The organism is Streptomyces sp. TSRI0107 (assembly GCF_001905845.1).
Lineage (GTDB): Bacteria > Actinomycetota > Actinomycetes > Streptomycetales > Streptomycetaceae > Streptomyces.
Map to the genome: position 1 here is coordinate 1 of NZ_LIVZ01000008.1, position 17,334 is coordinate 17,334.

Here is a 17,334-nt window from a genome sequence, read left to right on the forward strand (position 1 = left end):
TTCGCCATGATCAAGCACTGACGAGTGTCAACAACGCTCGTGATCAATACACCTAGAGCCCCGGAAACCCTGGGAACCGTGAGGACACAAACGTCTGGCCGAAGATCGATCCCACCGGTACCGTGATCGTCCCCGCGCGAGCCACCGCCGTCTCCGCACCACGCCGGAGACGAAAGCCGCAGCCGCCATGTCCTCCTCCTCGATCGCCGTGCCCGGCGCCTTCTCGCCGCGCCGTGCCTGGCTCACCGACCTGCCCGTGCTGCTGGTGGCGGTGGTCTGGGGCGCGAGCTATCTCGCCGCCAAGGACATCACCACCGCGCGGACCGTGCTCGCGGTGCTGGTCCTGCGGTTCGCCGTCGTGCTGCCGGTCCTGGTGGTCGCCGCCCGGCGCGTGCTGCGGGCCCTCACCCCGGCCCAGTGGCGCGGGGCGGGGCTGCTCGGGCTGATCCTCAGCGGGATCTTCCTGCTGGAGACGTACGGCGTCGTGCACACCTCGGCGACCAACGCGGGTCTCATCATCAGCCTCACCATGATCCTCACCCCGCTCGCCGAGGCCGCCGTGGCCCGGGTCCGGCCCTCGCGCGGCTTTCTCGCGGCGGCCGGGATCTCGGTCCTCGGCGTCGTGCTGCTCACCCAGGGCGGCGGCTTCACGCGGCCCTCGCTCGGCGATCTGCTGATGCTGCTCGCGGCCGTCGCCCGCACCGCGCACGTGCTCGCCATGTCGCGGATGAAGGCCGTCCGGGACGCGTCCGCGCTGCCGCTGACCACCGTTCAGCTGGGCACGTCGGTCGTGGTGTTCGCGCTGCTGTCGGCCGGCGCCGACACCACGCCGTGGGGCACGGCGGCGACGTTCGGCGCGCGCGAGTGGGCGGGGCTGCTGTTCCTGTCCGCGTTCTGCACGCTGTTCGCCTTCTTCGTGCAGATGTGGGCCGTACGGCGGACCTCCCCGTCCCGGGTCAGCCTGCTGCTGGGCACCGAGCCGCTGTGGGCCGCGGCGGCCGGGATCGCGCTGGGCGGGGAGCGGCTGGGAACGGTCGGTCTGGCGGGCGGCGCGCTGGTGCTGGTGGGCACGGCGTGGGGGCGCCGGGTGGCAGGTTAACTCCCTGAAAACTCCCGGGTCTTCACGGGAAATTCTCCGCGACTGTCATTGACATGTCATTGTCTACGCGCGTCATCATGAGGGCATGAGATTCCCCCCACGCGCATCTCGCATCGGCGCCGCAGCCGCCCTGCTGTCCGCCCTCCTCGTCGGCGGCACCGTCTCCGCCGCCCCCGCCGGCGCCGCCGTCCAGTCGGTCGGCAGCGTCTGCTACGGCGACCTGCCCTCCCAGGCGTACGACACCCTGCGCCTGATCGGGCAGGGCGGCCCCTACCCCTACACGCAGGACGGCAGCGTCTTCCAGAACCGCGAGGGCATCCTGCCCGGCCAGCCGACCGGCTACTACCACGAGTACACGGTCAAGACCCCGAACGTCTCCACGCGCGGGGCCCGCCGCATCGTCACCGGCGAGGAGCACCAGGAGGACTACTACACCGCCGACCACTACGCGTCCTTCGACCTGATCGACTACGACTGCTGAGTCAGTCCGGCTTGCGGCTCTCCGCGACGGCGAACAGCGCCCCCGCCAGCACCAGCAAGGCGATGCTGGCGAAGAGCTCGTGACCGTCGAGGAAGCCGACCCGCTGCACGATCCCCGTGTTCCAGTCGGTGAACTCGTGCACCAGACCCAGCACGCCCTGGAGCAGGGCGAGGAAACCGAGTAGTTCCAGAACCTGTTTCATGGACAGGACTCTCGCCCCGCGGACCCCCCACACGCATCGGCCGCGGGGCGAGACCCCCTCGACGGAAGTCGCCGTCTCCCGCTGCCCGGCCCCGCCGGACGGCACACGCGGTGCGACTTTCGTCCACGGCCGTGCGACTTCCGTCGACAATGCCCCGCGCGGAGCGGTGACAAGGCCCCCGGCTGCGTAGATTCGTCGACCGTGAAGGACGACGACACGGCACCGCAGACGCCGGCGTTCACGGGACGCCGGTGGCTGTTCCCGTCCGCCGTGATCCACGAACTCGACCCGGACGGCACACCGCCCGGACGGCCCCGGCGCACCGCGCGGGACTGGGCCGTCGACTTCACCTGCTTCCTGCTCTCCGTCGTCATCGGCATCGCCGGCGCGGACACCGTCGCCGACGACCCCGCCATCCCCGAGAGCCTCGCGATCGCCGACCAGCTGCTCGGCGCGCTCGCCTGCGCCGCCGTCTGGCTGCGCCGCCGCCGGCCCGTCGGGCTCGCCGTCGCGATGACCGTCCTCAGCGTGGTCTCCACCACCTCCGGCGGGGTCGGCCTGGTCGCCCTGTTCACGGTCGCCGTGCACCGGCCCTTCCGCCACGTCGCCTGGATCGGCGGCGTCAACCTCGCGCTGATCCCGTTCCTCTTCTGGCTGCGCCCCGAACCCGGCCTGCCGTACCTGGCGTCCGTCGTGATCACCGCGCTGCTCACCCTCGCCGTCATCGGCTGGGGCATGTTCGTCCGGTCCAAACGGCAGCTCATGCTGAGCCTGCGGGACCGCGCCCGGCGCGCCGAGACGGAGGCCCGGCTGCGGGCCGAGCAGGCCCAGCGGCTCGCCCGCGAGGCCATCGCGCGCGAGATGCACGACGTGCTCGCCCACCGGCTGACGCTGCTCAGCGTGCACGCCGGCGCGCTGGAGTTCCGGCCCGACGCCTCCCGCGAGGAGATCGCCCGCGCGGCCGGCGTGATCCGGGAGAGCGCCCACGAGGCACTGCAGGACCTGCGCGAGATCATCGGGGTGCTGCGCGCGGGGGAGCCCGACGACGCGGGCCGGCCGCAGCCCACGCTCGCCGCCCTCGACGCGCTGGTCGCCGAGTCCCGCCAGGCCGGCATGAAGGTCACCCTCGTCAACCAGGTCACCGACCCCGCCGCCGTACCCGCCTCCGTCGGCCGCACCGCCTACCGCGTCGCCCAGGAAGGCCTCACCAACGCCCGCAAGCACGCGCCCGGCACGGAGGTCACCGTCCGCGTCTCCGGCACCCCCGGCGACGGCCTGGCCGTCCACGTCACCAACCCCGCCCCCGACGGCGACGTCCCGCCCGTCCCCGGCTCCGGCCAGGGCCTGATCGGCCTCACGGAACGGGCCACGCTGGCCGGGGGGCACCTGGAGCACGGACCGCGCGGTGACGGCGGCTTCGAGATCCGCGCCTGGCTCCCGTGGCACGAGCAGGCGCCCTCGCGACTCGGGGCGCGGTGAGGGCGGGGACGTACAGCGGGGGCGGGGACGTACAGCGGGGGAGGCCGGGTGGCAGGCAGGGCGGTAAGGAGGGCGGTCGCCCGCGCGGCACGGGCCGTGGCGCAAGACCCGTCCCCGGTCCGGGGCGCGGCATCCGGCGGCCATGATTTCGTAGCCCCATGACTGCGATCCGACTCCTCCTCGTCGACGACGACCCCCTGGTCCGGGCGGGGTTGTCCTTCATGCTGGGCGGCGCCGACGACGTCGAGATCGTCGGGGAGGCCGCCGACGGCGACGAGGCCGAGGCGATGGTCGAGCGGGTCCGGCCGGACGTGGTGCTCATGGACATCCGGATGCCGGTGGTCGACGGGCTCACCGCCACCGAGCGGCTGCGTGCCCGCGCGGACGCCCCCCAAGTGGTCGTGCTGACCACCTTCCACGCCGACGAGCAGGTGCTGCGGGCGCTGCGCGCGGGCGCCGCCGGGTTCGTCCTGAAGGACACCCCGCCCGCCGAGATCCTCGACGCGGTGCGCAAGGTCGCGGCCGGTGACCCCGTCCTCTCGCCCGCCGTGACCCGGCAGCTGATGGCCCACGCGGCCGGCACCGCCGCCGACACCCGCCGTACGCGCGCGCGGCAGCGCATCGCCGTGCTCGGGGAGCGGGAACGCGATGTCGCCGTCGCGGTCGGCCGGGGCCTGTCCAACGCCGAGATCGCCGCCCGGCTGTTCATGAGCGTGCCCACCGTCAAGACCCACGTCTCACGCGTCCTGGCCAAGCTCGACCTCAACAACCGGGTGCAGATCGCGCTGCTGGCCTACGACGCGGGACTCCTGGACCTGCCCGAGGAGGACGCCACGGCGGGGCACTGAACCGGCCGCCCGTCCGTTGGACAGGTGATCGACGCGAGAGGAAGAGCCATGGGGGAAGTCATCGACCTGGGCGCGTACGGCGACACGTTCCGCGCCGACCCGCATCCGGCGTACGCCGCGCTGCGCGAGCTCGGCCCGGTGCACCGCGTGCGGCTGCCGGAACCCGACGGCTACGAGACCTGGCTCGTCGTCGGGTACGAGGAGGCGCGTGCCGCGCTCGCCGACCCGAGACTGTCCAAGGACGGCAGCCGGATCGGCCTGACCCCGCTGGACGAGGAGCTGATCGGGCCGTATCTGCTGGTCGCCGACCCGCCCCGGCACACCCGGCTGCGCGCGCTCGTCACCCGCGCGTTCACCGCCCGCCGGGTGGAGGCCCTGCGCCCGCGCGTCCAGCGGATCACCGACGACCTCCTCGACGCGATGCTCCCGCTCGGCCGCGCCGATCTCGTGGAGTCGTTCGCCTACCCGCTGCCGATCACCGTGATCTGCGAACTGCTCGGCGTGCCGGAGCTGGACCGCGTGGCGTTCCGCAAGCTGTCCACGGAGGTCGTCGCCCCGGTCAGCCTGGCGAGCGGGGAGGACGCCGTGGTGCGGCTCGGCGAGTACCTGACGGAACTGATCGAGGACAAGCGCCGGGCCGGCCCCGCAGAGGACCTGCTCGGCGCGCTGATCGAGACCACCACCGAGGACGGTGACCGGCTCTCCCCGGAGGAACTGCGCGGCATGGCCTACCTGCTGCTCATCGCCGGGCACGAGACGACCGTCAACCTCATCACCAACGGCGTGCACGCCCTGCTCACCCACCCCGGGCAACTGGCCGCGCTGCGTGCCGACATGTCCCTGATCGACGGCGCGGTGGAGGAGATGCTGCGCTACGAGGGACCGGTTGAGGCCGCGACCTTCCGGTACGCCGCGGAGCCCCTGGAGATCGCCGGGACCCGGCTGGAGGCGGGCGAGACGGTCATGATCGGCCTGACCGCGGCCGACCGCGACGGCGGCCGCTATCCCGACCCCGACCGCTTCGACATCCGCCGCGACCCCCGCGCCCACCTCGCCTTCGGACACGGCATCCACTTCTGCCTGGGCGCGCCGCTCGCCCGCCTGGAGGCCCGCACCGCGATCGCCACCCTGCTCGACCGCGCCCCCGGCCTCGCCCTGGACGGCCCGCCCGGCGCCTGGCTGCCGGGAATGCTGATACGGGGGATGCGGAGCCTTCCCGTGCGGTGGTAGCCGAGCGCCGTGCGGTGATGGCCGACCTCACCGGGTTCACCGGGTGTGCCATGCTCACCGGCCTCACCGTCTCAGCGGAACACCGCCTCCGCCCCGCCCGCGATCTCCGCCAGCCGCACCGGTCTGCGCTCGCGGCGCGAGCGTTCGCAGGCCTCGGCGATGCGCAGTGCCTGAAGGGCCTCCCGGCCGTCGCACGGGTTGGCCCGCTCGCCCCGCACCACCTCCACGAACGCGGCGAGCTCGGCCTCGTACGCGGGCCCGAAGCGTTCCAGGAAGCCGGTCCACGGCCGGGGCGCCGCGGGCGGCCCGGTCGGCTCGGTGGACGCGATCGGCGTGCGGTCGTCGAGGCCGACGACGATCTGGTCCCGCTCCCCGGCCAGCTCCATGCGCACGTCGTAGCCCGCCCCGTTCAGCCGGGCGGCCGTCGCGGTGACCAGGGTGCCGTCGTCCAGGGTGAGCAGCGCTGCGCCGGTGTCCACGTCGCCCGCCGCGCGGAACATCGGCGGACCGGCGTCGGACCCGGTGGCGTACACCTCCACCACCTCGCGGCCGGTCACCCAGCGCGCGATGTCGAAGTCGTGGATCAGCGTGTCCCGGAACAGCCCTCCGGACAGCGGCAGATACTCGGCGGGCGGCGGCGTCCGGTCGGAGGTGGTCGCCCGCACGGTGTGCAGCCGCCCGAGCCGCCCCGAGCGGACCGCCTCGCGGGCGCCGGTGTAGCCGACGTCGAAGCGGCGCTGGAAGCCCATCTGGAGGACGGTCCCGGCCGCCTCCACCTCGGCCAGCGCGTGCAGCGTGCCGGGCAGGTCGAGCGCGATCGGCTTCTCGCAGAACACCGGCAGCCCGGAGCGCGCCGCCCGGCCGATCAGCTCGGCGTGGGCCGACGTCGTCGTGGTGATCACCATGGCGTCCACGCCCCACCGGAAGATCTCGTCCGCGCCGGGCGCGGCCGTCTCGCCCAGCCGCTGGGCCAGCTCCAGCGCCCGCGCGGGGTCCGCGTCCGTCAGGATCAGGGAACCGACGTCCCGGTGACGGCTGAGCGTGTTCGCATGGAAGGTGCCGATGCGACCCGTACCGATGACCCCGATGCGCATGGAATCAAGGTGGGGTCCGACCGGGCACACTGTCAATCCTCATGTCCGGACAATCGGACTACACAACTTCCCGTCAACCGGTCACGAAAGCTACGCTCGGCCCGTGCCGAAACCAGAAGCCGACCCGACCGTCCAGCTCGACCTCAGCGTGGACCGGAGCTCTCCGGTGCCCCTGTACTTCCAGTTGTCCCAGCAGCTGGAGGCCGCGATCGAGCGGGGAGCGCTGACCCCGGGCAGCCTGCTGGGCAACGAGATCGAGCTGGCCGCCCGGCTCGGCCTGTCCCGGCCCACCGTCCGCCAGGCCATCCAGTCCCTGGTCGACAAGGGACTGCTGGTGCGCCGCCGCGGCGTCGGCACCCAGGTCGTGCACAGCCAGGTCAAGCGCCCGCTGGAGCTGAGCAGCCTCTACGACGACCTGGAGGCGGCCGGCCAGCGCCCCGCCACGAAGGTCCTGGTCAACACGATCGTCCCCGCGTCAGCCGAGGTCGCCGCCGCGCTCGGGGTGGCCGAGGACAGCGATGTGCACCGCGTGGAGCGGCTGCGCCTCGCGCACGGCGAGCCGATGGCGTACCTGTGCAACTTCCTGCCGACCGGGCTGCTCGACCTGGACACCGCGCAGCTGGAGGCCACCGGCCTGTACCGGCTGATGCGGGCCGCCGGCATCACCCTGCACAGCGCCCGGCAGTCCATCGGCGCCCGCGCCGCCGGCGCCGCCGAGGCCGAGCGGCTCGGCGAGATCGAGGGCGCCCCGCTGCTGACCATGCGGCGCACCACCTTCGACGACACCGGCCGCGCCGTCGAGTACGGCACCCACACCTACCGCCCGGCCCGCTACTCCTTCGAGTTCCAGCTCCTCGTACGCCCCTGAGCGCCCCGCCCGTCGGCGCCGGATACGTCGCAATGTCAGGACAATGCGACCGACTCACGCTCCCCGGTCGCCGAGGGCGCGGGCCCCGTGTTCGATACTGGAGCGTTTGGGGCCGGTGAGACCGGCCCCTGACGTACCGCAGAACACAGCAAGAAGGGCACGGCCTCGTGGCACGGTTTCGGACCTGGGTAGGCATCGCGGTGGCAGGGGCGCTGGCACTGTCCCTCGCGGGGTGCAGCAGCACCGGCGGCAAACGCGCCGAGGACGCCCGCAAGGCCGCGGCCGCCCGAGGCGGGGCGGCGGTGACCACCCCCCGCTGGACGTTCGCCATGATCACCCACTCCGGTGACGGCGACACCTTCTGGGACATCGTCCAGAGCGGCGCGAAGGAAGCCGCCGCCAAGGACAACATCAACTTCCTGTACTCCCACGACGACGAGGCGCAGCAGCAGGCCCAGCTGGTCGACGCGGCCATCGACAAGAAGGTCGACGGCATCATCGTCACCCTCGCCAAGCCCGACGCGATGAAGGCCGCCGTCGCCCGCGCGGTGAAGGCCGGCATCCCCGTGGTGACCGTGAACTCCGGCTCCGAGGAGTCGAAGGACTTCGGCGCGCTCACCCACATCGGCCAGGACGAGACCATCGCCGGGCAGGCCGTCGGCGAGGAGCTGAACGAGCGCGGCAGGAAGAAGGCGGTCTGCGTCCTGCACGAGCAGGGCAACGTCGGCCACGAGCAGCGGTGCGCCGGGGTCAAGGAGACCTTCGAGGGCGACGTGCAGAGCCTCTACGTCAACGGCACCAGCATGCCCGACGTGCAGTCCGCCATCGAGGCCAAGCTCCAGGCGGACAAGTCCGTCGACGCCGTCGTCACCCTCGGCGCCCCGTACGCCGACACCGCCGTCAAGGCCAAGCAGGGCGCGGGCAGCGACGCCGAGATCGACACCTTCGACCTGAACGCCAAGGTCGCCGCCGGTCTGAAGGACGGCACCCTCGGCTTCGCCGTCGACCAGCAGCCGTACCTCCAGGGCTACCAGGCCGTCGACCTGCTGTGGCTGTACAGGTACAACGCCGACGTGCTCGGCGGCGGCAAGCCCGTGCTCACCGGCCCGCAGATCATCACCGAGGACCAGGCGGCCGAGCTGGAGGAGTACACGAAGCGGGGCACCCGATGAGCGCGACCACCACCACGGACGAGCGCCTGCTGCGCACCTCCCCGCTGCGCAGACTCCTCGGCCGCCCGGAACTGGGCTCGGTCGTCGGCGCGCTCGCCGTCTTCGTCTTCTTCGCGTTCGCCGCCGACAGCTTCCTGCGCGCCTCCAGCCTGAGCACCGTCCTGTACGCGTCCTCCACCATCGGCATCATGGCCGTGCCGGTCGCGCTGCTGATGATCGGCGGCGAGTTCGACCTGTCGGCCGGTGTCCTGGTGACGTCGTCCGCACTGATCTCGTCGATGTTCAGCTACCAGATGACCGCCAACGTGTGGGTCGGCGTCGGCGTCTCCCTGCTGGCCACCCTGGCCATCGGCGCCTTCAACGGATTCATGCTGGCCCGCACCGGGCTGCCCAGCTTCATCATCACGCTCGGCACCTTCCTGATGCTGACCGGCATGAACCTCGGCTTCACCAAGCTGATCTCCGAGACGGTCTCCACCAAGACCATCGCCGACATGGAGGGCTTCCCCGCCGCCCGCGACGTCTTCGCCTCCACGCTCACGATCGGCGGCGTCGACTTCAAGGTCACCATCCTGTGGTGGTTCGCGCTGGTCGCCGTGGCCTCCTGGATCCTGCTGCGCACCCGCGCCGGCAACTGGATCTTCGCGGTCGGCGGCAACAAGGACGCGGCCCGCGCGGTGGGCGTCCCGGTCACCGCCACCAAGATCGGCCTCTACATGGGTGTGGCCTTCGGCGCCTGGATCGCCGGCCAGCACCTGCTCTTCTCGTACGACGTCGTCCAGTCCGGCGAGGGCGTCGGCAACGAGCTGATCTACATCATCGCCGCCGTCATCGGGGGCTGCCTGATCACCGGCGGCTACGGCAGCGCGGTCGGCTCGGCGGTCGGCGCGTTCATCTTCGGCATGACCAGCAAGGGCATCGTCTTCGCCGAGTGGAACCCCGACTGGTTCAAGTTTTTCCTCGGAGCGATGCTGCTCCTCGCGACCCTGCTCAACGCCTGGGTCCGCAAGCGCGCGGAGGCCACGAAATGACGGACACGGCGATACGCACGGCGCTCGTGGAGCTGTCCGGCGTCAGCAAGCACTACGGCAACGTCCGCGCTCTCGAAGGCGTCTCCCTGGAGGTCCACCCGGGCGAGATCACCTGCGTCCTGGGCGACAACGGCGCCGGCAAGTCCACCCTCATCAAGATCATCGCGGGTCTGCACCAGCACGACGCCGGCATCTTCCGCGTCGACGGCGAGGAGACCCGCCTCGGCTCCCCGCGCGAGGCCCTGGACCGCGGCATCGCCACGGTCTACCAGGACCTGGCCGTCGTCCCCCTCATGCCGGTCTGGCGGAACTTCTTCCTCGGCTCCGAACCCCGCAAGGGTGCCGGCCCCTTCAAGCGCATGGACGTCGACCACATGCGCCGCACCACCCACGCCGAACTCCTCCGCATGGGCATCGACCTGCGCGACGTCGACCAGCCCATCGGCACCCTCTCCGGCGGCGAACGCCAGTGCGTCGCCATCGCGCGGGCGGTGTACTTCGGCGCCAAGGTCCTCATCCTCGACGAGCCGACGGCCGCCCTGGGCGTCAAGCAGTCGGGCGTGGTCCTGAAGTACGTGGCGGCCGCCCGCGACGAGGGCCTGGGCGTTGTCTTCATCACGCACAACCCGCATCACGCGTACCTGGTCGGCGATCGTTTCGTCCTGCTCCGGCGGGGCGCCATGGTCGGGAACCACACCCGTGACGAGATCACGCTGGACGAGCTGACGGACCAGATGGCGGGCGGAACCGACCTGGCGGACCTGCGCCGGGAACTGAAGGGTCTTCAAGGGGCGCGAGCGACCACGACGGCGCCGCACCCGGCATAGAACCCGGAACCACGCGGTTCGGCACCCCGCACCCCCGTGAGGCACAATCGGCGGCGATGAGCACCTACGGCACCTTCACCGCCCCCATCGGCTCCCGGCGTGCCCCTGCCCTCAGAACGATCGGCACCCGGGAACGCCGCTCCCACCTGACCGCACCCCGCGTGCCCACGGTCGGCATCGACATCGGCGGCACCAAGGTGATGGCGGGGGTCGTCGACGCCGACGGCAACATCCTGGAGAAGCTGCGCACGGAGACCCCGGACAGGTCCAAGAGCCCCAAGGTCGTCGAGGACACCATCGTCGAGCTGGTCCTGGACCTGTCCGACCGGCACGACGTGCACGCCGTCGGCATCGGCGCGGCCGGCTGGGTCGACGCCGACCGCAACCGGGTGCTGTTCGCCCCCCACCTGTCGTGGCGCAACGAACCGCTGCGCGACCGCATCGCCGGGCGCCTCGCGGTCCCCGTGCTCGTCGACAACGACGCCAACACCGCCGCCTGGGCGGAGTGGCGCTTCGGCGCCGGCCGCGGCGAGGACCACCTCGTCATGATCACCCTCGGTACCGGGATCGGCGGCGCCATCCTGGAGGACGGCCAGGTCAAGCGCGGCAAGTTCGGCGTCGCCGGCGAGTTCGGCCACATGCAGGTGGTGCCCGGCGGTCACCGCTGCCCGTGCGGCAACCGCGGCTGCTGGGAGCAGTACAGCTCCGGGAACGCGCTGGTCCGCGAGGCCAGGGAGCTGGCCGCCGCCGACTCACCGGTGGCGTACGGGATCATCGAGCACGTCAAGGGGCAGATCGGCGACATCACCGGCCCCATGATCACCGAGCTGGCCCGCGACGGCGACGCGATGTGCGTCGAGCTGCTCCAGGACATCGGCCAGTGGCTCGGCGTCGGCATCGCCAACCTGGCCGCCGCCCTCGACCCGTCCTGCTTCGTCATCGGCGGCGGCGTCTCGGCCGCGGACGACCTGCTGATCGGCCCCGCGCGGGACGCCTTCAAACGCCACCTCACCGGGCGCGGCTACCGCCCCGAGGCCCGTATCGTCCGCGCCCAGCTCGGCCCCGAGGCCGGCATGGTCGGCGCCGCCGACCTCGCCCGGCTGGTCGCCCGCCGCTTCCGCCGCGCCAAGCGCCGCCGCGTGGAGCGCTACGAGCGCTACGAACGGTACGCGCAGGCCCGCCGCGCGGAGGGGTCGCTGTGACGGCGGGGCCCCTGCCGTACCAGCCGGGCACCGCGGACGAGCCGGAGCGCCCCGCCGAGGACCGGAGCCACATGATCCGCCGCCGGGCGCTGACCCTGCTGATCATCGTGCTGCTCATCGGCATCCCGGCCGGCTACCTGGTGATCTCCGCCAACCAGAGCCGCGACAGCGGCAAGGACAAGGAGGAGAAGTACTCCGCGACCGGCCTCACCGAGGGCTGGCCGTCCAAGGTGCAGCGCCGCCTCTACCAGGTGCCGATACCGCATCCGGCGAACAAGGTCGCCTGGTACGAGACGAACAACTGGAAGACCAGCCGCCTCTACGTCCAGTTCCAGACCACGCACGACGGTCTGGACGCCTTCCTGGCGGAGCTGGGCGCCGACCGGCACGACCTCGTCAAGGACGACATCACCATCGGCGCCCGCGACCGCGACGTCAGCGGCTGGACGTTCTCCGGCCCCACCGCCCGCCCCGGCCCGGACTACGGTCTCGTGCGCACGCAGAAGAACCCGAAGCCGTCGCAGAACGTCGTCGTGAACTTCGGCAATCCGACGTACCCGATGGTGTACGTCGTCTCCCGCACGGTTCCCTGACGAGAGCGGCCCCGGACCGGTGCCGGGGCCGGTTGTCAGACCCTCCCCGTAGAGTCGAAGACGACTGATCGGAACACCCGGGGTGGGAGGTGACAGGACGTATGCGTGACACGGTGGCGGCCGAGCCGGCGGACCTTCGCGTGCCCGCGGGACTCGCGGCCGTCTTCCTGCCCGCCCCCCTCCCGCGCGACGGCCGGATCGCCTTCTGGAACCCCGACGGCGACACCCCGGCGGACCTGCCCGCCGCCGAACCCACGGAACTGACGGTCGTACGGCCCCACGGCTCCGGAGTACGCCGCAAGCAGGCCCCCGCGCTCAGCGTGCCGCTCGGCGAGGCCCTGCCCCTGCTGGTCCGCGCGCGGCACGACCCCGCCGCCCACCCCGCCACCGCCTGCTGGGGCGCGGCCGCCCTGCACGCCCTGCGGCTCGCCGCCCGCGGCCGCTTCCTGCCCGGTCTCACGCCGACCGGCCACGACGCCTGGCGGGCCGGCCCGCTCGACCCCGACGACGTCGCCCACCTGCGCGCCGTCGCCGCCGCCCTGCCCCACGAGGGCCACGCGGTGCCCCTGCCCGGCCCCGGCCCGCTCCGGCTGCCCGAGCCGGAGGCCCTGATGCGCTCCTTCCTGGACGCGGTCGCGGACACCCTGCCCCGCACCCCCGCCGCCCCGCACGCCTGCGGACGCCCCTTCGCCGACCGCCGCCCGCAGCGCCTGCCCGACGCCCACGACTGGGCCGCCGAGGTCGCCGCCGGCATGGACGCGGGCGTGCGCGTCTCGCTCCGGCTCGACCTCGCCGCCTACGACCTGTTCGACACCGGCCAGGAGGGCGAGGGCGGCGAACGGCTGCGCCGCGCGGGCGCCGCGATCGTCCAGGTGCACAGCCTCGCCGACCCCACGCTCGTGACCGACGCGGCCACGCTGTGGGCGGGCGGGGCGGACACGGAGTTCGGCCCCCGCGCCCGCGTGGACGCCGCGCTCGCCGTCCGCCGCGCGGCCCGCGTCTGGCCCCCGCTGGACCGGCTCGCCGAGCAGGACGTACCCGACGTCCTGGCCCTCTCCGAGGACGAGCTGGGCGACCTGCTGGGCGTCGCCGCCACCCGCCTCGCCGCCGCCGGAGTCGCCGTGCACTGGCCGCGCGACCTCGCCCGCGACCTCACCGCCGCCGCCGTGGTGCGGCCCGCGCCGGGCTCCGCGACCGACGGCACCGGTTTCTTCGAGAGCGGGGAACTGCTCCAGTTCCGCTGGCAGCTCGCCCTCGGCGGCGAACCGCTCGGCGAGGCCGAGATGGACGCCCTCGCCGAGGCCCACCGGCCCGTGGTCCGGCTGCGCGACCAGTGGGTGCTCGTCGACCCGGCCCTCGTCCGCAAGGCCCGCAAACGCGAACTCGGCCTGCTCGACCCCGTCGACGCGCTCTCCGCCGCCCTCACCGGCACCGCGGAGGTCGACGGCGAGACCGTCGAGGCGGTCCCGGCCGGCGCCCTCGCCGCCCTGCGCGACCGCCTCACCGCCGGGGTGCGCCCCGCCGAACCGCCCGCCGGACTGCGCGCCACCCTGCGCGACTACCAGCTCCGCGGTCTGGCCTGGCTCGACCTCATGACCTCCCTCGGCCTCGGCGGCTGCCTCGCCGACGACATGGGCCTCGGCAAGACGATCACCGTCATCGCCCTGCACCTGAAGCGGGCCCGCCCCGAGCCGACCCTCGTCGTCTGCCCGGCCTCCCTGCTCGGCAACTGGCAGCGGGAGATCGAGCGGTTCGCCCCCGGCGTCCCGGTCCGCCGCTACCACGGCACCGGCCGCACCCTGGACGACCTCGGCGGCGGCTTCGTCCTCACCACCTACGGCACCATGCGCTCGGCCGCCCCGCTCCTCGCCGAACAGCCCTGGGGCATGGTCGTCGCCGACGAGGCACAGCACGTCAAGAACCCGTACTCGGCCACCGCGAAGGCGCTGCGGACCATCCCCACACCCGCCCGCGTGGCCCTCACCGGCACCCCCGTCGAGAACAACCTCTCCGAGCTGTGGGCCCTGCTCGACTGGACCACGCCCGGCCTGCTGGGCCCCCTGAAGTCCTTCCGCGCCCGGCACGCCCGCGCCGTCGAGAACGGCGAGGACGAGGAGGCGGTGACCCGGCTGGCCCGCCTCGTCCGCCCCTTCCTGCTGCGCCGCAAGAAGTCCGACCCGGGCATCGTCCCCGAGCTGCCGCCCAAGACGGAGACCGACCACCCCGTCCCCCTCACCCGCGAACAGGCCGCGCTCTACGAGGCGGTGGTCCGCGAGTCGCTGCTCGCCATCGAGACGGCCGAGGGCATGGCACGCCGGGGCCTCGTCCTGAAGCTGCTGACCTCCCTCAAGCAGATCTGCGACCACCCCGCGCTGTACCTCAAGGAGGAACCCGGACAGCGCGGCGGCGTCGACCGGAACGCGGCCCGCTCCGGCAAACTCGCCCTGCTGGACGAACTGCTGGACACACTCCTCGCGGAGGACGGCTCGGCACTGGTCTTCACGCAGTACGTGGGCATGGCCCGCCTCATCACCGCCCACCTCGCCGCCCGCGCGGTCCCCGTCGACCTGCTGCACGGCGGCACACCCGTGCCCGAGCGCGAGCGGATGGTCGACCGTTTCCAGGGCGGCGAGACCCCGGTCCTCGTCCTCTCCCTCAAAGCGGCCGGCACCGGCCTGAACCTCACCCGCGCGGGCCACGTCGTCCACTTCGACCGCTGGTGGAACCCGGCCGTCGAGGAGCAGGCCACCGACCGCGCGTACCGCATCGGCCAGACCCAGCCCGTCCAGGTCCACCGCCTCGTCACCGAGGGCACGGTGGAGGACCGCATCGCCGAGATGCTGGCCTCCAAGCGCGCCCTGGCCGACGCGATCCTCGGCTCCGGCGAGGCGGCCCTCACCGAACTGACGGACCGTGAGCTGACCGACCTGGTCTCGCTGCGGAGGGCGGAGTCATGAGCGAGGTGTCGCGGGAGCGGGACGCCGAGGGCGCGGGCGCCGACGAGGCCGTCGTCGCGGGGACCGGCATCGAGGGGGACGGTGCCGAGGAGACGCGGTCCGCCCGTCCGGGAGACGCGGCACGCCGCGCGCTGCGCGCGGCGCGGGGGACGCGGGGAGCGGCGGCGGGTACGCCGACGACGGACGCTGTCGGGGGCGTCGAGGACACCGGCACCGGCGACACGGGCGACGCCGACGGGACACGCGAGTTCCGTGCACCCCGTGCATCCCGTGAACCGCGTGAGCCCCGTCCCGGTGACGCCGCCCGCGCGGCGCTGCGCCGGGCGGTCGCGGCCCGGCGGGGCGCCGGGGAGCACCTGGGTGAGCAGGCCGAGGGGGAGGAACGGGCCGTCGGGGAGGTGCCGCAAGCCGACGACCGGTCCGCGGGCGCCGAGCCGCACCACGAAACGCACGCCGAGCCGCACCACGAAGCGCACGCCGAGCCGCACCACAAGTCGGACGACGAACCGGGCGACGAACCGCACCACACCCCTGCCGGGGCGCCCCGGACAGGCGACAGCCGGGACACCCGTCCCGCCGACGCCGCCCGCGACGCGCTCCGCGCCGCCCGCCGGGAACAGGAGAAGGAGCGCGCGGCCACCAAGGCGCCGCGCACCGCCCCGGTGCGCCGCCCGGACCGCCCCACGTCGTCCAGGGACGTGGCCGCCTTCCTGGCGAACGCCTTCCGGATGCCGGCCGACACGGACGGCCCGGCGGAGCCCTCCCATGCCGCTGCACCCTCCCACGCCGTAGGACCCGCCCGCCCCGCCACGCCGTCGGACGCCAACCCCCGCCCACACCGGGCCACTTGGGCCGCCGACGCCGACGCAGAGGCCGCCGCCCGCCCCGAACCCGGCTCCACCCCCCGCTCCATGGCCTCCCCCCGCCGTGACGGCGACCTCCGCCGCACCTTCCCGGCCTTCCCGCCCCGTCCCTCCGAGGGTGACGGCCGGTTCGCGGAGACCTGGTGGGGCGACGCCTGGATCACCGCGTTGGAGGAGGGCGCGCTCGACGCCAAGCGGCTGGACCGCGGCCGGGGTTACGCCGAGCGGGGCCATGTCGACGCCATCACGGTGACACCGGGCCTGGTCCTCGCCTACGTGCACGGCAGCCGCCCCAGGCCGTACCGGGTGCAGATCCGCCTGCGCACCCTGGACGACGCGGACTGGGAGCGGTTCCTGGACGCGGCGGCGGACCGGCCGGGGCACATCGCCGCGCTGCTGGACAAGGAGATGCCGCACTCCCTCGCGGAGGGCGACGTGCCGCTGCTGCCCGGCCCCGGCGACCTGGAGCCCCGGTGCAGCTGCCCCGACCGCGGCCACCCCTGCAAGCACGCCGCCGCCCTGTGCTACCAGACGGCCCGGCTGCTCGACGCCGACCCGTTCGTGCTGCTCCTGCTGCGCGGCCGGGGCGAGCGCGAACTCCTCGACGCGCTCTCCCGGTTGAGCGCCACCCGAGCGGCCCGCTCCGCCCAGGACCGGGATCCGGCACCGCTGCCCGGCGTCCGCGCCGCCGACGCCCTCGCCCCACGTCGACTTCCGCCGCTGCCCGCGCCGTTGCCGGTGCCCCCGCACCCGGAGCAGCCCCCGGCCTACCCGGCGGCGCCCGGCGGCCCCGACCCGCTCGCGCTGGACCAGCTCGCCACCGACGCCGCGGCCCGCGCCCACGCGCTGCTCGCCACCGGCCACGACCCGGCCGCCGAGCTGACCCTGTGGCAGGACGCGGTGCGGCTCGCCGCGGCCCGCCCCGGCGCCGGACTCACCGTCGCCACCCGCGGCCTGTACGCGTCCCTCGCCTCCGCCGCCGGCCGCACCCCCGCCGAGCTGGCGCGCGCGGTCGCCGCCTGGCGTCAGGGCGGCCCGGACGGGCTCGCCGCCCTCGAAGAGCCCTGGGATCCGCCGGCCGGCCGTTTCGACCGGGCCCGGCCGCTCCTCCTCGCCGCCGACCTCCCCGCGTTCCGGCCCTGGCGCAACCGCCTCACGCACCCCCGCGGCCACCTCCAGCTCCGCCTCGGCCGCGACGGCCTCTGGTACGGCTACGAGTCCGACCCCGGCGCCGACGACTGGTGGCCCCGCGGCACCCCCGACCCCGACCCGGTGGGCGCCCTCACCGGCCTCGGCGCCTCCGCCGAAGCCTGACCGGACCTCAGATCCGGACCCGGCGGGAGCGGCCGGAAACACCCGGTGGCCCAGCGCGGAAAGCAAGCGGAGAG

The 17,334-nt window shown here is 73.7% G+C and carries 15 protein-coding genes; 13 read left to right on the forward strand and 2 right to left on the reverse strand.

Annotated features, from left to right (window positions below):
* Positions 1-187 precede the first annotated feature (187 nt).
* Together AMK31_RS22620 and AMK31_RS22625 are read left to right on the forward strand one after the other, a co-directional pair.
* Entirely contained in the window at positions 188-1,099 is a 912-nt protein-coding gene (locus AMK31_RS22620; protein WP_073942446.1) for a DMT family transporter, read from the forward strand.
* An 85-nt stretch (positions 1,100-1,184) separates the two neighbouring features.
* Entirely contained in the window at positions 1,185-1,580 is a 396-nt protein-coding gene (locus AMK31_RS22625) for a ribonuclease domain-containing protein (RefSeq protein WP_073942447.1), read from the forward strand.
* Between the two features lies 1 nt (position 1,581).
* Here AMK31_RS22625 and AMK31_RS22630 read toward each other — a convergent pair whose 3' ends face one another.
* The gene (locus AMK31_RS22630; RefSeq protein WP_073942448.1) at positions 1,582-1,782 is read right to left on the reverse strand and encodes a hypothetical protein; all 201 of its coding nucleotides are present in this window, start codon (positions 1,780-1,782) and stop codon (positions 1,582-1,584) included.
* Positions 1,783-1,983: 201 nt separating this feature from the next.
* Here AMK31_RS22630 and AMK31_RS22635 point away from each other — a divergent pair, with 201 nt between their 5' ends.
* The 3 genes from AMK31_RS22635 to AMK31_RS22645 all read left to right on the forward strand — a co-directional run bounded on the left by AMK31_RS22635 (position 1,984) and on the right by AMK31_RS22645 (position 5,339).
* Positions 1,984-3,261: a sensor histidine kinase gene (locus AMK31_RS22635; protein ID WP_073942449.1), complete on the forward strand. Its 1,278-nt coding sequence runs from the start codon at positions 1,984-1,986 to the stop codon at positions 3,259-3,261.
* A gap of 158 nt (positions 3,262-3,419) precedes the next feature.
* Complete coding sequence (locus tag AMK31_RS22640; protein WP_073942450.1) at positions 3,420-4,109, forward strand: response regulator; 690 nt, start codon at positions 3,420-3,422, stop codon at positions 4,107-4,109.
* A 48-nt stretch (positions 4,110-4,157) separates the two neighbouring features.
* Positions 4,158-5,339 carry a cytochrome P450 family protein gene (locus AMK31_RS22645; RefSeq protein WP_073942451.1) on the forward strand — a complete coding sequence of 394 codons (1,182 nt, stop codon included), beginning with the start codon at positions 4,158-4,160 and terminating at the stop codon, positions 5,337-5,339.
* Between the two features lie 71 nt (positions 5,340-5,410).
* Here the strand turns inward: AMK31_RS22645 and AMK31_RS22650 are convergent, their stop codons facing one another.
* Positions 5,411-6,433 carry a Gfo/Idh/MocA family protein gene (locus tag AMK31_RS22650; protein WP_073942452.1) on the reverse strand — a complete coding sequence of 341 codons (1,023 nt, stop codon included), beginning with the start codon at positions 6,431-6,433 and terminating at the stop codon, positions 5,411-5,413.
* Between the two features lie 103 nt (positions 6,434-6,536).
* Between AMK31_RS22650 and AMK31_RS22655 the strand changes: the two genes are divergently transcribed.
* The 8 genes from AMK31_RS22655 to AMK31_RS22690 all read left to right on the forward strand — a co-directional run bounded on the left by AMK31_RS22655 (position 6,537) and on the right by AMK31_RS22690 (position 17,260).
* Entirely contained in the window at positions 6,537-7,301 is a 765-nt protein-coding gene (locus tag AMK31_RS22655; protein WP_073942453.1) for a GntR family transcriptional regulator, read from the forward strand.
* A gap of 167 nt (positions 7,302-7,468) precedes the next feature.
* Entirely contained in the window at positions 7,469-8,473 is a 1,005-nt protein-coding gene (locus AMK31_RS22660) for a sugar ABC transporter substrate-binding protein (RefSeq protein ID WP_073942454.1), read from the forward strand.
* Complete coding sequence (locus AMK31_RS22665) at positions 8,470-9,504, forward strand: ABC transporter permease (RefSeq protein ID WP_073942455.1); 1,035 nt, start codon at positions 8,470-8,472, stop codon at positions 9,502-9,504. Before AMK31_RS22660 ends, AMK31_RS22665 begins: the two co-directional genes overlap by 4 nt.
* Entirely contained in the window at positions 9,501-10,331 is an 831-nt protein-coding gene (locus tag AMK31_RS22670; protein WP_073942456.1) for an ATP-binding cassette domain-containing protein, read from the forward strand. The genes AMK31_RS22665 and AMK31_RS22670 overlap by 4 nt, the downstream gene beginning before the upstream one ends.
* Positions 10,332-10,387: 56 nt before the next feature.
* A complete protein-coding gene (locus AMK31_RS22675) occupies positions 10,388-11,533 on the forward strand; it encodes an ROK family glucokinase (RefSeq protein WP_073942457.1) in 1,146 nt (381 codons plus the stop codon).
* Entirely contained in the window at positions 11,530-12,126 is a 597-nt protein-coding gene (locus AMK31_RS22680) for a sugar kinase (protein WP_073942458.1), read from the forward strand. The genes AMK31_RS22675 and AMK31_RS22680 overlap by 4 nt, the downstream gene beginning before the upstream one ends.
* Positions 12,127-12,227: 101 nt before the next feature.
* Entirely contained in the window at positions 12,228-15,083 is a 2,856-nt protein-coding gene (locus AMK31_RS22685; protein ID WP_073942459.1) for a DEAD/DEAH box helicase, read from the forward strand.
* Entirely contained in the window at positions 15,080-17,260 is a 2,181-nt protein-coding gene (locus AMK31_RS22690) for an SWIM zinc finger family protein (RefSeq protein ID WP_079186895.1), read from the forward strand. Before AMK31_RS22685 ends, AMK31_RS22690 begins: the two co-directional genes overlap by 4 nt.
* Positions 17,261-17,334 lie beyond the last annotated feature (74 nt).

What these genes read in the sequence shown, in the direction of transcription:
- AMK31_RS22620 (WP_073942446.1), top strand. Translation starts at nt 188, where the DNA reads ATGTCCTCCTCCTCGATCGCCGTGCCCGGCGCCTTCTCGCCGCGCCGT.
- AMK31_RS22625 (WP_073942447.1), top strand. Translation starts at nt 1,185, where the DNA reads ATGAGATTCCCCCCACGCGCATCTCGCATCGGCGCCGCAGCCGCCCTG.
- AMK31_RS22630 (WP_073942448.1), bottom strand. Translation starts at nt 1,782, where the DNA reads ATGAAACAGGTTCTGGAACTACTCGGTTTCCTCGCCCTGCTCCAGGGC.
- AMK31_RS22640 (WP_073942450.1), top strand. Translation starts at nt 3,420, where the DNA reads ATGACTGCGATCCGACTCCTCCTCGTCGACGACGACCCCCTGGTCCGG.
- AMK31_RS22645 (WP_073942451.1), top strand. Translation starts at nt 4,158, where the DNA reads ATGGGGGAAGTCATCGACCTGGGCGCGTACGGCGACACGTTCCGCGCC.
- AMK31_RS22650 (WP_073942452.1), bottom strand. Translation starts at nt 6,433, where the DNA reads ATGCGCATCGGGGTCATCGGTACGGGTCGCATCGGCACCTTCCATGCG.
- AMK31_RS22665 (WP_073942455.1), top strand. Translation starts at nt 8,470, where the DNA reads ATGAGCGCGACCACCACCACGGACGAGCGCCTGCTGCGCACCTCCCCG.
- AMK31_RS22670 (WP_073942456.1), top strand. Translation starts at nt 9,501, where the DNA reads ATGACGGACACGGCGATACGCACGGCGCTCGTGGAGCTGTCCGGCGTC.
- AMK31_RS22675 (WP_073942457.1), top strand. Translation starts at nt 10,388, where the DNA reads ATGAGCACCTACGGCACCTTCACCGCCCCCATCGGCTCCCGGCGTGCC.
- AMK31_RS22685 (WP_073942459.1), top strand. Translation starts at nt 12,228, where the DNA reads ATGCGTGACACGGTGGCGGCCGAGCCGGCGGACCTTCGCGTGCCCGCG.
- AMK31_RS22690 (WP_079186895.1), top strand. Translation starts at nt 15,080, where the DNA reads ATGAGCGAGGTGTCGCGGGAGCGGGACGCCGAGGGCGCGGGCGCCGAC.